Raw genomic sequence first — 17097 nt, 5'->3', positions numbered from 1 at the left:
GGGAAGCTTAAGGGGACGGAGACGCGACGGCGAAGGCGATGTCTTCCACCGCATCCGTGAGCACGATCTCGTCACCGAGCGACCATTCGGCCGCGCGTGCGGCGAGACGCGCAGGCACCATCGGCGAGCGGCCAGGCCCGGGCGGCACGTCATAGGTGGCGTGTGCGTCATTGGCGAGGATCACGGTGAAGTCCTTAGCCATGGCCGTGCGGGCTGTCGCCGCCAGGCACATCTCCGAAAGCATGCCGCAGATCGCGATCGTCTCGACCTTGCGCGCCCGGAGCTGGTCTTCGAGATCGGTGCCGTCGAAGCCGTCGTCGTGCCGCTTGCGCACCACCACCTCGCCTGACTTGGCGGCAAAGAACAACTGCCAGCCATCGGTCTCCGGTTCGTCGACAGCGCCCTCAGGCCCATCGTTCTGCAGGAAGATCACCGGCACGCCGGCCGAACGCGCCTTCTGCAGAAGCAGGCCAACGGCCCGTTGCAGATCGACATGGCCGGGCACGGCTTCAGGCCCGGAAATGAAGGCCCGCTGCACATCGACAATCACCAGCGCATCGGCAACGTCGCCACCGACCGCCTTGCTCACAGCGTCATTCGTCATTTCGCCTCACACCGCATAATCGACCGGCACCGCCGTGCCGCTCTTCAGGATTTCCATCGAGATCGAGGCGGAGACGTCGAAGAGTTCGACCTTGCGCACGATCTGCTTGTAGACCACGTCGTAGTGCTCGACACGCGGCAGCACGACCTTGACGATATAGTCATGATTTCCCGTCAAACGATGGGCCTCGACGATTTCGGGGATGTCGCTGATCGCCCGGCGGAAGGTTTCGATCCATTCGTCCGAGTGGTGCGCCGTCTTGATCAAGGCAAACACGGTCGTCGGCACGCCCATGCGCTCGCGGTCGAGCACGACGATGCGCCTGGCGATGTAACCCGCCTCCTCCAGCCGCTGGATGCGGCGCGAACAGGCCGAAAGCGACAGGTTCACCCGCTCCGCCAATTCGCCGACGGCCACACTCGCATCCTGCTGCAGCAGCGCCAGCAGCTTCCTGTCTCTATCGTCGAGCACGCCGATCCCTCCCATGATCAGAAATTCATACGCTACATAATTGCACATTCACTCCAACATGCGCAAACCATTCGCGCGCATGGCCGCTTTTGCTCCCATCAAAGCGAACCATTGCCGCCGACCCTGCGGCATAGTTCAGCCCATCAAACGACGGTCGCCACGGACGGCGGCGGTAGCGGACAGAGAGGAATGGTTATGCGCAAGATCGGTCTTATCGGCGGCATGAGCTTCGAAAGCTCGGCGGTCTACTATCGCATGGTCAACGAGGCCGTTCGCGACCACCTGGGCGGGCTGCATTCGGCCGAGGTGCTTTTGCATTCCGTCGACTTCCAGTCGATCGTCGACCTGCAGAAGGCCGGCCGCTGGGAAGACGCTGCCAAGCGGCTTGCCGATGTTGCCCAGGGCCTCGAAGCGGCCGGTGCGGACTGCGTGCTGATCTGCACCAACACCATGCACCTGATCGCCGATCAGGTTCAGGCAGCAATCGACATCCCCCTCATCAACATCATCGACGAGACGGCAGCGCGCCTGAAGGCCGCAGGCAGCCGCCGGCCGCTGCTGCTTGCCACCCGCTACACCATGGAGCACGGCTTTTATGCCGAGCGCATGAGAAGCCACGGCATCGACATCCTTGTGCCGGACGCGGACGGCCGCACCCTCGTGCACGATGTCATCTTCGACGAACTTTGCGCCGGCAAGGTGCTGCGCTCGTCCCGCCGGGCGCTGATCGAATTGATCGACAAGGCCGAAGCGGAAGGCGCGGACGCCGTCATCCTCGGCTGCACCGAAATCTGTCTGACCCTCGACCCGAGAGCCTTGCCGCTGCCGGGCTTCGATTCCACCGCGATCCACGCGGAAGCTGCCGTCGAATTCGCACTGGATGGGGTTTGCCTCAAGCGGGCCGCGTAGCTAGCCGAGCGCGGGGCTAGGCTGCCAAATCGCGCCACATGGATCAGCCGCCACAAAGACGGCTATCGGCGGCGCGCAAGCGGCTGCAGGAAGACGCGCTCATAGCTCACGAACGGCGGATCGTCGGCGTAAAGCGCGTTCGCTGCCATCCCATCGGGATCCGCGGCCACATCGCTGCGATAGCGCAGATACGCCGCCTCGTCCGCAAAGGTGAAGAGCGCGACGGCGATGTCGCCGGCTCCGTCTTCACCCACCCCCGGAAAACTGGCGCCGACGCCCTCAGGTTTTTCGCGCGGCACGAAATAGCCGTGATGCGTCCCGCCGTGCCGCTCGATCAGCGTCATCCAGGTTTGCGCATAGGCCTCGAATTCCGCCAGGCTACCCGGTTTCAGCCGGTAGCGGATCTCGCAAGTGACTGTTGCTTGCACCATAGCGGACCGATCTCCTGTCATCCGGTCTTCGCGGTCGACGATCGCGTTGATGAAGCGCGTCTTCTCAGCGGTGTAGCGATCGCCGTCATATCGATAGGCCTCGGCGAGGCGTGCCTTCAGCGCCGCGTAGGCCAAGGCGGTGTCCGCATGGCTGCGCAGATGGTCGCGGAAGACAAGACGCCGTCGATGTGTCTCGTTGTCCGGCGGGCAGAGATCGACGCGCCGTTTCTGTTCGACCCCCTGCAGCATGAAGGCCCAGACATCGTCGTCGTACCGGTTGCCGCGCGCCTGATAGCCGGCCGCAACGAGCAAGGCGCTGGCAGCCGTAATGTCGGGCAGCCCCCTCAAGGTGACATCGATGTCGATGACGGCCTTTGCCGCCATGCCGGGAACGGCCGTGCTGCCGATATGATCGACGGCGATGACCAGCGCATCCAGGATGCGCCTGAGATCCTGCGCGATATCCCGGTAACGCTGCGGCCAGTTGGGATCATAGGCAACGATTTCCACCCGTGTCGGCATTCAGAGCTCCGTCTCGTGGTCGATGCCACCCTTTCCCGGACGCGGCCCACGAAGGCCGATACAATTGCCCCAGGGGTCGCGCACCTGGCACATCCACAGCCCCTCCTGGATCGCCATCGGCCCGCGATAGAGAACCGCGCCGAGCGCCTCGAAATGGGCGAGCGCCCGATCGAGGTCCGCGACCGCCCAGTAGACGACGGAACCGGCAGCACCGCTCGCCACCTTCTCGTCGGCCTGGACGATCTCGAGATCGATGGTGCCGATCCGCAGATAGGAAAAATCAAAGGCGGCAAGAAACCGATGTTCAGCGTCAGGAAATGCGCGCTGATACCAGGCAAGACCCGCCTGCGTATCGGCCACATGCACCAGAATGGCCGCCACGCCGTCCGCCATCACCCCCTCCATCCGCCATCCGGATCGCCTTGATACAGGATTCGCGGCCGTCTCAGGTGGAAATCGCCGGAGCGGCCGCTTGGCCGCGCTCGTCCGCGCCGCCCCGCACCGCCTGCCAATCGCATTCGGCAAGCCCCGCCGGCTTGAACGGGTCGATCAGCGTGCCCGAGACGATCGAGGCGAGCAGCCCCTGCATCGGCGGGGTGCGCGCAACTGTAGCTACCAGCCTGTCGCGCAGCCAGGCGAGAGCCGTCGAGTCCGACTGGTAGAAGGGCGTGAAGAGAAGCGACAGCAGCTGGAACAGCGCGACGTGGTTGCGGCGTGCGGCGGCATAGGCGACAAGTGCGGCATCGAGATCGCCAACCGTCTCCAGCGCATGCGAAAGTGCTGCGACGTCGAGCAGCGCCATATTCGCCCCCTGCCCGAGCTGCGGGCTCGTCGAATGGGCGCTGTCGCCGACAAAGGCGATGCGGCCGGAGACCGGCGGGCGCATGGTGCGGTGCGCATAGCGCGCCAGCGTCAGTTGCTCCCAGTCACTGATCTGATCCAGCAACGACGCACAATCCGGCCAGTAATCGAGAATGCGCGCCTTCCAGCGATCGAGCCCGGCCTGCCGTATCACGTCTGCGTCCGCTACCTTGAGGCTCCAGAAGAAGGCGACCCGGTCGCGCTCGCCCATCCGCGCGCGGCCCGCCGGCAGGATGCCGATCATCACCTTCGCCCGGTCGTAGCGCTGCACCAAAGCGTGCGCATCATGATTGAGGCCGTCGCTGTCGAGCGTCACCCAGAAGGCGCCATAGGCAAGCTCGCGCACCTTGGGCGCGGCGGTCGAACCGGCAGCCAGCGTCGAGCGTGCGCCGCTTGCATCGATCACCAGATCATAGGCGCCCGCCTCATGCCCTTGCGCATCCAGCAGCACGGCCTTGCCGCCAGCCATGCGAACCTCGGTCAGCGTGACGCCGGTCTTGACCGGCAGTCCGGCCGCGGCCACGGCATCGTGAAGCGTATTGAAGAGGGCCGCGCGCTGCACCGCCAGCCCGAAGCGCCCACCGGCGAGCGCATCATAGCGCACGTCGAGCACGGTGCGCCCGGATTTGGCATCGGCGCCATAGAGCCGGTCGATCCGGCTGCCGAGGACCAGCATCGGCTGCAACAGGCCAAGTGTGTTCAGGACCGTCAGCCCCGTCGGCTGCAGCATCAGCCCGGAACCGACAGGTGAAGCTGCGTCGAACCGCTCGAGGATCTCCACCCGATGACCGCGCCGCGACAGCATCAGTGCCGCTGCCAGCCCCGCCGGGCCGGCGCCTGCTATGCCGATATGAAGTGTCTTCATGGTTCCCCGAGGTGACGCAGATGATCGGCGAAACTATAGGGAAAATCAAAGTGCTAGGGCAAGGTCACGCTACCGGGACACGACGTCGCGCGTGGCGCTTGACGTTGCGTCATGCTGCAAAGGAGTGGCCGCGCCTCATCCGGCCTGCCGGCCATGCTCTCCCCGCAGGCGGGCGAAGGGTACGCGTGGCACCCGCTCGTTCCATCGTCGCTCCCGCCAGTTGTGTCACCGTGGCAACGATCGGCGCGCCTTCGGTCTCATCTGACGGCTGCCCCACTCGGCAACGCTCCGACCGGGCGCGTTCCCTCTCCCCGCCTGCGGGGAGAGGGAGAAGGAGAGGGTTAGGGTGAGGGGCAAGCCCCACGAAACGATCACCGGACACGAAAATAGCAGGCGCCACAGCGCAACCAACCCGCGACTAAGGGGCATCATCGCCGCTATGAAACGCCCTACCCCTCCGCGTCATACACCTCGCGCGCGGCCCGAATGGCGCCGTGGTTTTCCACCGACCAGTCGACGAAGTGCTTGAGCAGGCCGAGCAGCGAGCGCCCGAGATCGGTCAGCGCATATTCGACGCTCGGCGGCTGTGTGGGGTAGACGGTGCGGTGGATGTAGCCGTCGCGCTGCAGGTCCCGCAGCGTCTGGGTCAACATGCGCTGGGAGATGTCGGGGATCAGCCGGCGGAGCTGCGAGAAGCGCAAGGGGCCGTCGGCGAGCGACAGGATCATCAGCGAGTTCCACTTGCCGCCGATATTGTCCATGACGTCGCGGACCGGGCAGTTTTCCATATCCATCGGCACGCCGCAGACGATCGCCACGCGCTTGCCCTTCATGTCCCCGGTCGGCTTGTTCATCGGCGGTACCCTTTTTGTAACCACAGCAGAAAAAACTGCCTCCTTTACAGCCCTACTGCGATTACGCGATAAGAGCAAGTCTCAAAAAGAGACCATGTGCCGAAGCATCTCCCAGGCAACGGCAGGAGGAGCCGGCGAGGCCTGCGCCGCGGCGTTCTGCGCGCGTTTCCGTCTCGGCCAAAACAGAAAAGGTAAAGACCATGTCCGATACATTGCTCGTCACCGGCGCAACCGGCCAACTCGGCAAGCTCGTGCTCGACCAGTTGCTTGCGTCCGGCATCGCACCGGCCCGGATCATCGCCACCAGCCGCGATACGGCGAAGCTCGCCGATTATATCGCCAGGGGTGTTCAGGCCCGCGTCGCCGATTTCGACGATCCCGCTTCGCTCGACCAGGCCTTTGCCGGCGCCGACCGGATCCTGATTATCTCTACCGACGCGCTGGACCAGCCCGGCAAGCGGCTGAAGCAACATCTGGCCGCCGTTGCGGCTGCGAAGAAGGCCGGCGCCAAGCACATCGTTTACACCTCGATGCCGAGCCCGGAAACCTCGGTCATTCCCTTCGCACCCGATCATCTCGGCACTGAAAACGCCATCAAGGCGACCGGCATTCCCTATACGATCCTGCGCAACGGCTGGTACATGGAGAACCTGTTCATGGCGCTGCCGCATGCCCTTGAGACCGGGCAATGGTATTCTTCTTCGGGCGAAGGCCGCCTCGCCCACATCGCCCGCGGTGATGCCGCCAAGGCCGCAGCCGCAGCCCTTGCCGCCTCCACAAGCGAGAGCCACACCTATACGCTGACGGGCGGCGAGCTGCGCTCGACGGACGAGATCGCAGCCCTCGTCGCCAAGGCGACCGGCAAGTCCCTCAACGTCGTGCACATCTCCGACGAGGCGCTCGCAGGCGGCCTGAAGAGCGCCGGCCTGCCGGACTTCCTGATCCCGATCGTCGTTTCCTTCGACGCCAACACCCGCGGGGGCCACATCGACATGGTGACGGGCGATGTCACCGCGCTGACCGGCGCGACGCCGGTGACGCTCGCCGCCTTTCTCGAAGCGAGCAAGGCGCGACTTGCCAGCTAAGCGGTAAGCCAGGCAGCGGGAGCCCGGCCGTTTGCGTCGGGCTCTCGAAACGACCTTTGCCATGCTGTCGGCACCGGGAGGGCACGAGCTGCCCGCCCTGCCGGCCAGACAATCTTCGCCATGGTCGTCACCGCCATTTGTTCTTGCTTTGTTCACGTTTTCGCTCTATGAATTCTCCTGGCTTCACCGCTTAAAAAAGGGGAAATCATGAGCGTTTATCTGACCGTCGGTGCATTGGATTCCGCCAGGTCCAATGCCTTCTACGATGCCACCCTGGCGACGATCGGCTGGAAGGCGCACACGGACTTTCCGGACTGGCGCGCCTATTCCGAAGGCGGAACCGGCAATGGTCCCGTGCTGTGGGTCTGCAAGCCCTTCAACAATGAACCGGCAAGCGCTGGAAATGGTTCGATGGTCGGCTTCATGGTCCAGTCCCGTCAGGACGTCGATGCCTTCTACCAGGCAGGCATGGCCAATGGCGGAACGGATGAGGGCGCCCCCAACCCGCGGCCGCATTATGGGCCGCACTGGTACGCGGCCTACATGCGCGATCCCTCCGGAAACAAGATTTCCGTCGTCTACAACGGTTAGCCCATCGCTGCCTTGGCGGGACACAGTAGCCGGGCATCCCAAGCACCGCGCTCGCCGGCATGGGAAGGCTGTGCCTGGCACGCAGGCTTGGCAGCTTTTGCCGTCGCCTACCGGATGGCCTCCACCGGCGAAGCATCGGCCCTCAGCGCAAGCTCGGCCAGAATAAGCGCGCCGACACCGGCGAGAAAGAAGCCGGCCGAAAGGTTAAGCGTCGTGCCATCGTAGAAGGCGCCCACCGCGATCGAAAACACCGTCGCCACGAGGCTGGAGCCGGAGGCGATCAGCGATGCGCCGAGCCCGGCCACCTGCCCGAGCGAACGCATGGCCATGGCGTTGAGATTGCCGAACAGCACGCCGACCGCAAAGAAGGCGGCAAAGCCGAGCACCAGCAGCATCGCAAGCGGTGGCCGCCCGCCCCAATAGAGCGATGCCGCAAGCATCGCCAGGCCTGCCGCGGCCAGGCCCACAAAACCCCGGCGCGCCATCGCCTCCGCGCCGAAGCGCTGCACGAGCTTGGCATTGAGGAACGAGGCAAGCCCGATGCCCGTCGCCAGCATGGCAAAATAGAGCGGGAAGGTCTCACCGATCCCGTAGGCGTCGAAAAAGAGATCGGCGGCCGTGCTCAGATAGAGAAGCTGCGCGCCGAAGACGAGCCCGGTGGCGACGATCAGCAACGTCACCCGCCGATGCGACAGGATGCGCCGCCCGTTCGATAAGAGCAGCCCCAGGCGAAAGGGAATGCGTTTGTCGGCCGGCAATGTTTCCGGCTGCCGCATCACCAGCCACAGGCCGAGAACGCCCGCCGCCGCGAGATAGACGGCAAAGATGCTGCGCCAGCCGGCTACAGTAATGATCCCCTGCGCCAGTGTCGGCGCAAGCATCGGCACCAGAATGAACAGCGTGAACATGAACGACATGACGCGGGCCATCGCGTCACCCTCGAACTGGTCGCGGATCATCGCCCTCGTCGCGATCTTCGGCCCGGAGACGCCGACACCCTGAAGAAACCGGCCGAGGATGACCATTTCGAGCGAGTTCGCCACCATGGCGATGACCGTTCCGAGCGCATAGACGCCAAGGCCCAGGACCAGCGCCCTCTTCCGCCCCATCGCATCGGAAAGCGGCCCGAGCAGCAGTTCGCCGAACGCCATGCCGAGAATGAACAGCGAAATCACATGCTGGGTGGAAAGCGGCGGCGCGACGCCGACGTCGGCGCCGATCTGGCGCAGACCCGGCAACAGCGCGTCGATGCTGATCGAGGTCAGCGATGTCAGAAGCGCATAGAGAACGATGCGCTCGCGAAAACTGGTCTGAATGATCATGGGCCGGAGATGGGCGAGAGGACGGGCTTACTCTATAGCAGCCCCCGTTGCAGATTGCATTGCGTTCGCGCCTGCGTTGCCCTGAGTATTTTCAGGATGTTACGGCGTCTCATTTGCCAGATGCGCGGCATCCGCCAGGCGGACGACGGCGCGATTCCTGAAAAAATCATCCTCGCGCAGATGAGTGATGCTTCCGGATTTCGCCGGGAAGCTCAAGAAGCCGGCGGCCTCGATCGGAACCTTCATCCAGGCCGCCATCACCAGCGTCAGCGTGAAACCGTGGGTGACGATGATCTGCGTCGGACAGGGCCTGGCGACGATGGCCTCGACGCAAGGGTAGACCCGAAGCGCCACGTCGCGGCGGGTTTCCGCGCCGTCGATACCGCAATCATGATCCAGCCGATTGTCGTCCGGCGCCGCGGTATAGCGCGCGTCGAGCCAGGCCTGCGGCCTGCCGCCGGCCACGCCATAGCTGATTTCGCGAAGAGCGGCGGTTTCCGTCACGGGCGCGGCAAGGCGCGCGGCGATCGCCGCCGCCGTTTCAGCAGTGCGCAAAAGGTCGGAGCTGAAGATCTCGACCTGTCTCCCGCCGACAAGGGTCGCAAGACGCTCGGCCGTGGCTGCCGCATCCTTTCGGCCGCCCTCGGTCAGGCCGGTATCGTACCAGCCGCCCACCCTGCCCTCGACATGGTGGACGGATTGCGTGTGGGTGACGACGAAGAGTTCCTTCATGCGAAGGCGCCTCAGACCTCCTGCCCGCAGGCGCGACGGAAGCGGCGCACGGTCTCGGCCATGCCGTATTCCAGCGCATCGGCGGTCAGGCCGTGGCCGATCGACACTTCGGCAAGGTTCGGAATGTGCCTGGCAAGCAGCGGCAGGTTGGCGACAGTCAGGTCGTGGCCGGCATTGACGTCGAGACCGAGCTCGGCCGCCATCGCCGCCGTGCGGCCAAGCTCGCCGGCGATCTTCTCGGCCTTTTCCGGATCGTCATAGCAGCCGCCATAGGGGCCGGTGTAGAGTTCGATGCGGTCCGCACCCGTTTCCTTGGCGATGCGCAGCGCCTCCATGTCCTCGTCGCCATCGGCAAACAGCGAAACGCGAAAACCCTTCTTCTTCAGCCGGCCGACCACATGGCCGAGCAGATTGTGGTTCTTGCGGAAATCCCAACCGTGGTCGGAGGTCGCCTGCGCCGGATCGTCGGGCACCAGCGTCACCTGTTCCGGCCGGTGCGCTTCGACGAGACCGAGGAACTCCTCGTTCGGGTAGCCTTCCATGTTGAATTCCGTCTCCGGGAATGCGCCGTCGATCAGGTCGCGGATCGGCTGCAGGTCGGAAAAGCGGACATGGCGCTGATCCGGCCGGGGATGCACCGTCAGGCCGGCGGCGCCGGCTTCGAGCGCAATGCGCCCGAGTGCGGTGACGGAGGGCCAGGGTAGATCGCGCCGGTTGCGAAGCATTGCGACGGCATTCAGATTCACGGACAGTTTTGCAGGCATGTCTGAACTTTCCAGAGGCGGGGCCGCTCACGGCCCGATGCGGGCAATGTGGATGCAATGTTCTACTGCATATTTAACGAAAGCAGAAACGGTTTAAGGTCGGGATTATGCAGCAATTCCAAGGAGTACCAATGCAATATCCGCGTCAATGGCGCGCAGTGCGTTTGCCCGCCTTGTCTTGATCAAATCTTGACAATCGATCTCTCTAATATGCAGGAAAGCTCAATCACCGGAACGAAACCTTCGGGCCGCCGGCACGCCGGCACCGGGCGAGCGAGCACCGCTACGATCTGTCACAGGGATTGAGGACGCAATTTTTACGTTTATTTCAGAAAAAACTCAAATTTGGCGTCTATCACCCCTGACAACCACTTCTTTTGGCCTTAAATTTCCGAATCAGATCGAATGGCCCTGGCCTACGCCGCGATCGCCTTCATAGATTTTTAGATCACATGACCCTGGAGCAAGCACCGATGACGACGGTCGAAAGACCCTGCGATGAGACGATACGGCGGACCCTCCGTCGCATCCTCGAAAGCAAGGCTTTCGCGCGCTCCGAGCGCTTGCGGGCGTTCCTCGCCTATGTCGTCGAAAAGGAGATGATCGGCGAGGGCCATCAGCTCAAGGGGTACTCGATCGCCATCGACGTCTTCGACCGGCCACAGGCCTTCAACGCCGACAGCGACCCGCTGGTGCGCGTGCATGCCGGCAAGCTGCGCAAGCTGCTCAAGGCCTTCTACGAGGGCGACGGCGCCGAAGAGGAATGGCGCATCGCCATTCCCAAGGGAACCTACGTTCCGGAATACCGCCACGCACGGACGGAAGTGGCCGAAACTGCCGCCCCCGCGCCGCGTCAGCCGAAGCCGGCCAAGCGGCGCTTTGCCGGGCATCGCCCCGCCTGGCCGCCGGCCCCGCTCTCCTCGCCGCTCTCCGTTCTGAGCGTCCTGCCGCTGTTGCTCTTTGCACCGATGCCGTCGCAGGAAATGACGCTGGACCTCGACGCCCAGGCCAAGCTCTTCAATGCCCGCCACGCCACCGAGCGGGTGCTGCCCGCCGTTACCGTGAAGCTCAGCGGCGCCGAAAACAGCGATGCGAAGGCCTTCGCCACGGCGCTGCGGCTTGCCGCCCAGCGCCACAAGACGCTGGCGCGCGCCACCGACGGCGACACCGGCCGACCGGTCTCGCGCAACTCAGCACTTTCCTTCACAGTCCAGGTGACCTGGTACGACGCACCGGCCCAGGGCATTCGCGTCACCCTCTCCCATGACGGCGAGAACGTGCCGATGCGCCAGGACTTCATCACCTGGAAGCGGCTCGAGACCGAGCCTGACCTGCTTTTCGAGAGCATGTCGCTCGCCGCCGAACTGTTTTCGCTCGATGGCGAGATCTATAATCACGCCCGCGAAGAGCAGATCGAAAGCCCGCTGATGGGCTGCATGGCCGCCACCCAGCGCTATCGCAAGCACCTCACCCGCGACACCTTCGAGACCGCCTGGTCCTGCCAGCAGAAACTCTCGCCGCTGCGCGGCGACGAGCCGCTGTTCATCCTCAGCGCCAACAGCCCGCTCAAGGTCATCGGACACTGAGCCTGCCCGGCGGGGCGGGCAAAGGCCGGTCCGCATGAAGCGGCTGCGACCCCCGGTCCGCCACATTCGCCTGCCATACTGGGACTGGTCATATTAGCGATTCGCGTATACGGTACACGCATGCGTTGGGAATGGGTGCCTGGGTGCTCGTCAGGCAAGCATCGATGTCCTGAGTAAACCGTGCCTTGCGCGCGGAGGTGCCCCAACCGAGCAGCAGGTATTGTCGTTGACGATCAACGAGTGCCTCACCGCGCGGATCCGTCCGCACCTTTGAGACCCGGCGATCGCCACCGCTTCCGGACGCGGATTGCGCGCGCCCCTGGGTCGGTCTCGATTCAGGAAATTGCAGAAACAGCGCGTCGAAAGACGCGCAGGCTGTAGACCGGGGACCTTCGACATGCCGCGAGACCACTGGAAATTCGAGGGCGTGCTGGCCGCGCCCGATCGTGTCGGCTTTCTGCCCGACCTGCCGCTTCCCCACCACGACCCCACGACGCCGCTGGCGATCGCCGACATGGCCGACGCTTTCGGCGTCACCCATCGCACGCTGCACTTCTACGAGGAGAAGGGGCTCCTGACCGCCGCCCGCATGGGTCCGATGCGGGTCTACAACGAAGATCACATTCGCCGCATGGCCGTCATCAACGCCTGCCGCGAGATCGACATGCCGATCTCGACCATCCTGGAACTGCTGACCGGACTTGCGGGCACCGAGGAGCAGGCCGAAGCCGACAAGCTGTTTCGCGACGCCCTGCTTGCCCGACGGCGTGAGCTTGCCGCCCAGCAGGCAAACCTGCGCCGGCAGATGCAGCGCATCACCGAACTGCTCGAAACCACCGACGGAGGCGAAGCCACCGATGAGGACGGCCATGTCCATCTCTCGCCGATCGAAAGCGAGTGCCTGACCTTCATGGCCGACGGCTATCCGGCGGCGCGCATCGCCGGGCTAATGGATATGGACGTGGCGGCAGCGCTTACCCTTGAAGCCGGCATCATCCGCAAGTTCGGCGCCAACAACCGCTTCCAGGCGATCGCCAAGGCGGTGCTTTCAGGCATGATCTCGGCGGAATAGCGAGAACACGGCAGCCGCCCCCGATGCCTTGCCGTCCGCATCCTCGTGCGTGAAGAGGACGAGGTCGCGTTGCGCCTCGCCTCGGTCACGACGCTCTGCTGCAGCCCCTGCCCGCAGGCCTGCCACAGTAAGGCGCGCCGAACAGTTTGCAGGTCCACGCGGCACAATTCTCTTGAACGGCAGACATTGCGGTGTCGCCATTATCCCGCACGTGTTACGAGGGCGCCTGAACAAATACGGACGAGAGACCCCGATGCTTCCCTGGATAGAGCTGGACCGCGCAACCATTCCCGGTGACGGCGACGAGCTGCGCCTGAAGCAGCGCGGGCAGGAATTCTCGATCATGCTCGGCTCGAACGAGCTGATGAACAGCCGGTTGAGCGGCTCGGAAGAAGCGCTGGCGACGCTCGCCCATGAGCGCATCGCCGGCGGCAAGAACCTGAGCATGCTGATCGGCGGCCTGGGCATGGGCTTTACCTTGCGCGCGGCCCTTGCCGTGCTGCCAGGCGATGCCCGCGTGACCGTCGCCGAACTGGTTCCGGCCGTCGTCGACTGGGCGCGCGGCCCCATGGCCGATCTGCACAAAGGCACACTCGACGATCCCCGCGTCGATATCCATGTCGGCGATGTCGGCGCGCTGATCCGCTCGAAGAAGGCCGCCTACGACGCCATCCTGCTCGATGTCGACAATGGCCCGGATGGCCTGACGCGCCCCTCCAACGACAGCCTCTACAGCCACACCGGCCTTCGCGCCGCGCAAGCCGCCCTTCGGGCTGGCGGCGTGCTTTCCGTCTGGTCGTCGGCACCCGACAGCGCCTTCACCCGCCGCCTGCGCGAAGTCGGCTTTGCCACCGACGAGGTGAACGTGCGCGCCAACGGCAAACGCGGCGGCGCCCGCCATATGATTTGGATGGCAACGAAGCGGTAACAGCTCAAGACGGCTGCACCTCAGATGTTGCGGAAGGCGCGGCTCGATATCGATATCGGATTGCCTGATGGGTCCTTCGCATTGGCGAGCCGATAGCCATCGGCCTGATGGATGGCCCCGAATACCAGCCCTTCCTGAGCGCACCCTCGGCTGAAGGCTCCGACATCCTTGACATCGAATACCAGCTTGATGAGGGATTGGCCTTTCCGCTGCCCCTTGGCCGTCGGATGGACCATCAGGCTGGCGCCACCGTCTTGCGGGATCAGCTCGACGATACGGTCGCCCGCCTCGCGCGATGCCTGAAAGCCGAAGTGCTTTTCGTAGAAGCGAACGGTCGCTTCCACGTCATGGGCGTAGAGAATGATCCTGTTGATCGGCAACGACGTCCCTTCCGGCAGTGCGGTCTAGCGAACGATGGTCAGCCGCTCCGCAGCGCGAGTGATCGCGGTATAGAGCCAGCGCTCGCGGGTATCGCGGAAGGCCCAGCTTTCGTCGAACAGCACGACATTGTTCCACTGCGAGCCCTGCGCCTTGTGCACCGTCAGCGCGTAGCCGTAGTCGAACTCGTCGTAGCGCTTGCGCGTCGTCCAGGGGATCTCGCCCTCGACATCCTCGAAGGCCGCCTTCAACAGCTTGATCTTGGCGGCACCCCGATCCATGTCGTCGTCTTCGGGCCGGATCATCAGGTTGATGCCCGGCTTCACCGTTTCCTTCGAAGAGCTCATCACCTGCCACAGCGAGCCGTTGAGCAGGCCCTTGGCCGGGTCGTTCCGGAGGCACACGAGCTTGTCGCCCGATTGCGGATACTCGCTGGTAAAGCCTTTCAGTTCGCGCAGACGCTGGTTGTAGCGCCGGCGGGTCTTGTTGGTGCCGACCAGCACCTGGTCGGCCTCGAGCACCAGTTCCTGGTTCACCTGAGAGCGACCGATCACATGCGTGGTGCCATAGTCGCCATGCATGATTTCCTTGCCTTCGCGCACCTGCATGGCGAGCTGGATGATCGGATTGTCGCGCGCCTGGCGGTGAATGTCCGTCAGCAGGTAGTCCGGCTCTTGATTGGTGAAATAGCCGCCGCCCGTAACCGGCGGCAGCTGGCCGGGGTCGCCAAGCACCAGGATCGGCGTGCCGAAGCTCATCAGGTCCTTGCCGAGTGCCTCGTCCACCATCGAGCATTCGTCGACGATGATCAGCGCCGCCTTGGCGACCGGGCTCTGGCGGTTGATCGCAAACATCGGCGCGATCGAGGTCTTGCCGGTTTCCTCGTCGGAAACCTCCTCTTCGCCGCGCGGCCGGTAGATCAGCGAGTGAATGGTCTTGGCGTTGCTCGCGCCCTTGGAGCGCAGCACCTGCGCCGCCTTGCCGGTAAAGGCGGCAAACAGCACGTCGCCATCGACATGCTCGGCAAAATGCCGGGCCAGCGTCGTCTTGCCGGTACCGGCATAGCCGAACAGCCTAAAGAGCGGCGAGCGGCCCTCTTTCAGCCATTGCGAAACGGCCTTCAGGGCCTCGTCCTGTTGCGGTGCGAATTGCATGAGGCTGAGTGTCAGGATTCGGGCCGCACACGCAAGCCCGGAATTGCGGCCCCACCGGAGGACCAGGAGCCGCCAGCTTCGCGAGCGTCACCGCCGTGCGCAAAATTACCCCGTAAAATCAAGGCCGCGCCTCGTCACCGCTCCTTCCGGCGCGGCTTACGCCCGGCCGAATCTGTTCACGTTTTTTTCTCATTTCGCCTCCTGCCCGCACGGTGCTCGCATTGCCCGCTGGCAATCCTGTGGCACTTTCTTGCTCTGCCCCTTGAACGCAACGCCGCATTGTTGCTAACGAGCGTGACGTGATGGCGCCCGCGCTTCTGCTGGCGAAGACCATCGCTCAAAGCCCGTCAAGGCCGGCCCCGGTGGCCGTTCCCGCCTTTCCGGGTCATGCCGGAGAGTGCCCGTGAAAACCGACAAGCCAGCTGCGCCGCCCACCCCGGACAAGGTCGGCATCGGACGGTTCGCGCCCTGGCTGCAATGGAGCCTGCTGCTTGCGGTCTCCATCGTCCTTGCCTCATTTTTCGAATTCATCGGCCTTCCGGCCGGGCTGCTCATGGGCCCGATGCTGGCCGCCGTGCTCGTCGGCATGAACGGCGGCACGATACGCCTGCCGCGCCAGCTGTTCTTCTGCGTGCAGTTCATCCTGGCAATGATGATTGCCGGTGCCATGACGCCGGGCATGCTCGCCACCTTCTCCGGCAACTGGCCGCTGTTTCTCGCCGTCATCCTCTCGGTCATCGCCGTCAGCACGCTCTGCGGCTGGGTCATCACCCGCATGCGCATCCTGCCGGGCACAACCGCGATCTGGGGATCGTCGGCAGGCGCCGCCTCGACCATGCTGCTGATGGCTGACGCCTATGGGGCCGATGCACGCCTCGTCGCCTTCATGCAGTATCTGCGCGTGATCTTCGTCGCCAGCACCGCGACCGTGGTTGCGCATATGTGGGTCACCGGCGCCGAAGCCGAGCAGACCACCCACTGGTTCGCACCGATCGACGGCCTGCTTTTCCTCGAGACAATCGCCGTCGGCCTTGGCGCAGCGCTCGCCGGCCGCTTCCTGCGCGTGCCCGCCGGTGCCTTCCTGCTGCCCTTCCTTCTCGGCGCCGTGCTGAACGTCTCAGGCGTCATGACCACCGCGCTGCCGCAATGGCTGCTGGCGATCTGTTTTGCCATGCTCGGCTGGAACATCGGCCTCGGCTTCACCCGCCAGATCCTCATCCATGCCCGCCGCGCGCTGGTGCCGACGATCATCTCGATCGTCGTGCTGATCTCGTTCTCCGGCCTGCTTGCCCTGCTTTTGATCAAGGTGGTCGGCATCGATCCGCTGACCGCCTATCTCGCCACCAGCCCCGGCGGCCTCGACTCGATCGCCGTCATTGCCGCCTCGAGCAATGTCGACCTCTCCTTCGTCATGGCCCTGCAGACAGCCCGCCTGCTGATCATCACCATGATCGGGCCGGCGCTCGCCCGCTTCGTCGCCGACCGGGCTTGACGATGTTGGCCCGGCACGTTTCCAATGCGCTGCCGGGAGAACACTCGTGAAGACGCTCAGAATCTATGGACCTCCGGAAGCCGCGCTTCCCTTCGACCTGCGCGACATCCTGCAGCGCCTCGCACCCCGCTCGCTGAGAGCGTCGTGGAGAGTTTCCGCCGTCGACGCAGGTTATCAATGGTTCGATGCCACCGGCCCCGGCGGCGACGTTCTGGAGAGTTGGGCCCAGTCCGGGAGCATGATCGAGGGCCGGCACCTGGCCGCCGCTGTGCAAGACGTTCTCCAGATCATCTGGGGAGAGTTTACCGGTTTCCTGCCCGGCACCCCGAACAGCCCCTGGATCGTCATTCGCGCCATCGACAGCACGTTTTACGAAATCACCACGGACGACGAGACGGTTCTGCAACGGGTGGAGACCGGTTTCCAGGGCGCTCGCCGTTCTGATGCCCCGTGGAAACCGGCCGACTAGCACCATC

Annotated in this window: 19 protein-coding genes; 8 read left to right on the top strand and 11 right to left on the bottom strand. The window is 64.4% G+C overall.

What is annotated here, in order from left to right; all coding sequences use genetic code 11:
* Positions 1-7: 7 nt before the first annotated feature.
* Positions 8-604, bottom strand: a complete 597-nt coding sequence (locus OVA00_RS26390; protein WP_268089892.1) for an isochorismatase family protein — start codon at positions 602-604, stop codon at positions 8-10.
* A 6-nt stretch (positions 605-610) separates the two neighbouring features.
* Positions 611-1075 carry an Lrp/AsnC family transcriptional regulator gene (locus OVA00_RS26385; protein ID WP_043622517.1) on the bottom strand — a complete coding sequence of 155 codons (465 nt, stop codon included), beginning with the start codon at positions 1073-1075 and terminating at the stop codon, positions 611-613.
* 189 nt (positions 1076-1264) lie between these two features.
* On the opposite strand from OVA00_RS26385, the gene OVA00_RS26380 reads away from it, so the two are divergent.
* Complete coding sequence (locus tag OVA00_RS26380; protein WP_090294241.1) at positions 1265-1984, top strand: aspartate/glutamate racemase family protein; 720 nt, start codon at positions 1265-1267, stop codon at positions 1982-1984.
* Between the two features lie 62 nt (positions 1985-2046).
* Here the strand turns inward: OVA00_RS26380 and OVA00_RS39815 are convergent, their stop codons facing one another.
* The 4 genes from OVA00_RS39815 to OVA00_RS26355 all read right to left on the bottom strand — a co-directional run bounded on the left by OVA00_RS39815 (position 2047) and on the right by OVA00_RS26355 (position 5517).
* Positions 2047-2937, bottom strand: coding sequence for a GrpB family protein (locus OVA00_RS39815; protein ID WP_326494139.1), 891 nt, complete (start codon positions 2935-2937; stop codon positions 2047-2049).
* Positions 2938-3330 (bottom strand): glyoxalase/bleomycin resistance/dioxygenase family protein, encoded by a 393-nt coding sequence (locus OVA00_RS26365; protein ID WP_268089891.1) that lies wholly within the window; start codon positions 3328-3330, stop codon positions 2938-2940.
* 52 nt (positions 3331-3382) lie between these two features.
* A complete protein-coding gene (locus OVA00_RS26360) occupies positions 3383-4663 on the bottom strand; it encodes an FAD-dependent oxidoreductase (protein ID WP_268089890.1) in 1281 nt (426 codons plus the stop codon).
* Positions 4664-5112: 449 nt separating this feature from the next.
* Positions 5113-5517 carry a winged helix-turn-helix transcriptional regulator gene (locus OVA00_RS26355; protein WP_060605391.1) on the bottom strand — a complete coding sequence of 135 codons (405 nt, stop codon included), beginning with the start codon at positions 5515-5517 and terminating at the stop codon, positions 5113-5115.
* A gap of 200 nt (positions 5518-5717) precedes the next feature.
* Between OVA00_RS26355 and OVA00_RS26350 the strand changes: the two genes are divergently transcribed.
* Together OVA00_RS26350 and OVA00_RS26345 are read left to right on the top strand one after the other, a co-directional pair.
* Complete coding sequence (locus OVA00_RS26350; RefSeq protein ID WP_060516005.1) at positions 5718-6602, top strand: SDR family oxidoreductase; 885 nt, start codon at positions 5718-5720, stop codon at positions 6600-6602.
* A gap of 207 nt (positions 6603-6809) precedes the next feature.
* Positions 6810-7193, top strand: coding sequence for a VOC family protein (locus OVA00_RS26345; RefSeq protein ID WP_034792755.1), 384 nt, complete (start codon positions 6810-6812; stop codon positions 7191-7193).
* A gap of 107 nt (positions 7194-7300) precedes the next feature.
* Here OVA00_RS26345 and OVA00_RS26340 read toward each other — a convergent pair whose 3' ends face one another.
* From OVA00_RS26340 to OVA00_RS26330, 3 genes are all read right to left on the bottom strand, one after another.
* Entirely contained in the window at positions 7301-8515 is a 1215-nt protein-coding gene (locus OVA00_RS26340; protein ID WP_268089889.1) for a multidrug effflux MFS transporter, read from the bottom strand.
* A gap of 99 nt (positions 8516-8614) precedes the next feature.
* Entirely contained in the window at positions 8615-9247 is a 633-nt protein-coding gene (locus tag OVA00_RS26335) for a histidine phosphatase family protein (protein WP_060605397.1), read from the bottom strand.
* An 11-nt stretch (positions 9248-9258) separates the two neighbouring features.
* Positions 9259-10011 carry a pyridoxine 5'-phosphate synthase gene (locus OVA00_RS26330; RefSeq protein ID WP_060516002.1) on the bottom strand — a complete coding sequence of 251 codons (753 nt, stop codon included), beginning with the start codon at positions 10009-10011 and terminating at the stop codon, positions 9259-9261.
* Between the two features lie 473 nt (positions 10012-10484).
* Here OVA00_RS26330 and OVA00_RS26325 point away from each other — a divergent pair, with 473 nt between their 5' ends.
* The 3 genes from OVA00_RS26325 (at position 10485) to OVA00_RS26315 (ending at position 13597) form a co-directional block, all read left to right on the top strand.
* Positions 10485-11597 (top strand): hypothetical protein, encoded by a 1113-nt coding sequence (locus OVA00_RS26325; protein ID WP_268089887.1) that lies wholly within the window; start codon positions 10485-10487, stop codon positions 11595-11597.
* 397 nt (positions 11598-11994) lie between these two features.
* The gene (locus tag OVA00_RS26320) at positions 11995-12669 is read left to right on the top strand and encodes a MerR family transcriptional regulator (RefSeq protein WP_112985256.1); all 675 of its coding nucleotides are present in this window, start codon (positions 11995-11997) and stop codon (positions 12667-12669) included.
* Between the two features lie 253 nt (positions 12670-12922).
* Positions 12923-13597 (top strand): hypothetical protein, encoded by a 675-nt coding sequence (locus OVA00_RS26315; protein WP_089043487.1) that lies wholly within the window; start codon positions 12923-12925, stop codon positions 13595-13597.
* A 20-nt stretch (positions 13598-13617) separates the two neighbouring features.
* Here OVA00_RS26315 and OVA00_RS26310 read toward each other — a convergent pair whose 3' ends face one another.
* Together OVA00_RS26310 and OVA00_RS26305 are read right to left on the bottom strand one after the other, a co-directional pair.
* On the bottom strand, positions 13618-13977 hold the full coding sequence (locus tag OVA00_RS26310) for a VOC family protein (protein ID WP_268089886.1): 360 nt from the start codon (positions 13975-13977) through the stop codon (positions 13618-13620).
* 24 nt (positions 13978-14001) lie between these two features.
* Complete coding sequence (locus OVA00_RS26305; protein ID WP_034792744.1) at positions 14002-15129, bottom strand: ATP-dependent DNA helicase; 1128 nt, start codon at positions 15127-15129, stop codon at positions 14002-14004.
* A gap of 451 nt (positions 15130-15580) precedes the next feature.
* Here OVA00_RS26305 and OVA00_RS26300 point away from each other — a divergent pair, with 451 nt between their 5' ends.
* A complete protein-coding gene (locus OVA00_RS26300; protein ID WP_371273166.1) occupies positions 15581-16621 on the top strand; it encodes an AbrB family transcriptional regulator in 1041 nt (346 codons plus the stop codon).
* A 46-nt stretch (positions 16622-16667) separates the two neighbouring features.
* The gene (locus OVA00_RS26295) at positions 16668-17090 is read left to right on the top strand and encodes a hypothetical protein (protein WP_051659255.1); all 423 of its coding nucleotides are present in this window, start codon (positions 16668-16670) and stop codon (positions 17088-17090) included.
* Positions 17091-17097 lie beyond the last annotated feature (7 nt).

The organism is Ensifer sp. SL37, from assembly GCF_026672675.1.
Lineage (GTDB): Bacteria > Pseudomonadota > Alphaproteobacteria > Rhizobiales > Rhizobiaceae > Ensifer > Ensifer adhaerens.
The sequence above is the reverse complement of the archived record's forward strand: the minus strand, read 5'-3'. Positions and strand labels throughout refer to the sequence as shown.

Bases quoted from the DNA above. Each gene is read 5' to 3' on its own strand.
- OVA00_RS26390 (WP_268089892.1), bottom strand. From the start codon at position 604: ATGACGAATGACGCTGTGAGCAAGGCGGTCGGTGGCGACGTTGCCGAT.
- OVA00_RS26380 (WP_090294241.1), top strand. From the start codon at position 1,265: ATGGTTATGCGCAAGATCGGTCTTATCGGCGGCATGAGCTTCGAAAGC.
- OVA00_RS39815 (WP_326494139.1), bottom strand. From the start codon at position 2,937: ATGCCGACACGGGTGGAAATCGTTGCCTATGATCCCAACTGGCCGCAG.
- OVA00_RS26365 (WP_268089891.1), bottom strand. From the start codon at position 3,330: ATGGCGGACGGCGTGGCGGCCATTCTGGTGCATGTGGCCGATACGCAG.
- OVA00_RS26360 (WP_268089890.1), bottom strand. From the start codon at position 4,663: ATGAAGACACTTCATATCGGCATAGCAGGCGCCGGCCCGGCGGGGCTG.
- OVA00_RS26355 (WP_060605391.1), bottom strand. From the start codon at position 5,517: ATGAACAAGCCGACCGGGGACATGAAGGGCAAGCGCGTGGCGATCGTC.
- OVA00_RS26350 (WP_060516005.1), top strand. From the start codon at position 5,718: ATGTCCGATACATTGCTCGTCACCGGCGCAACCGGCCAACTCGGCAAG.
- OVA00_RS26345 (WP_034792755.1), top strand. From the start codon at position 6,810: ATGAGCGTTTATCTGACCGTCGGTGCATTGGATTCCGCCAGGTCCAAT.
- OVA00_RS26340 (WP_268089889.1), bottom strand. From the start codon at position 8,515: ATGATCATTCAGACCAGTTTTCGCGAGCGCATCGTTCTCTATGCGCTT.
- OVA00_RS26335 (WP_060605397.1), bottom strand. From the start codon at position 9,247: ATGAAGGAACTCTTCGTCGTCACCCACACGCAATCCGTCCACCATGTC.
- OVA00_RS26330 (WP_060516002.1), bottom strand. From the start codon at position 10,011: ATGCCTGCAAAACTGTCCGTGAATCTGAATGCCGTCGCAATGCTTCGC.
- OVA00_RS26325 (WP_268089887.1), top strand. From the start codon at position 10,485: ATGACGACGGTCGAAAGACCCTGCGATGAGACGATACGGCGGACCCTC.
- OVA00_RS26320 (WP_112985256.1), top strand. From the start codon at position 11,995: ATGCCGCGAGACCACTGGAAATTCGAGGGCGTGCTGGCCGCGCCCGAT.
- OVA00_RS26315 (WP_089043487.1), top strand. From the start codon at position 12,923: ATGCTTCCCTGGATAGAGCTGGACCGCGCAACCATTCCCGGTGACGGC.
- OVA00_RS26305 (WP_034792744.1), bottom strand. From the start codon at position 15,129: ATGCAATTCGCACCGCAACAGGACGAGGCCCTGAAGGCCGTTTCGCAA.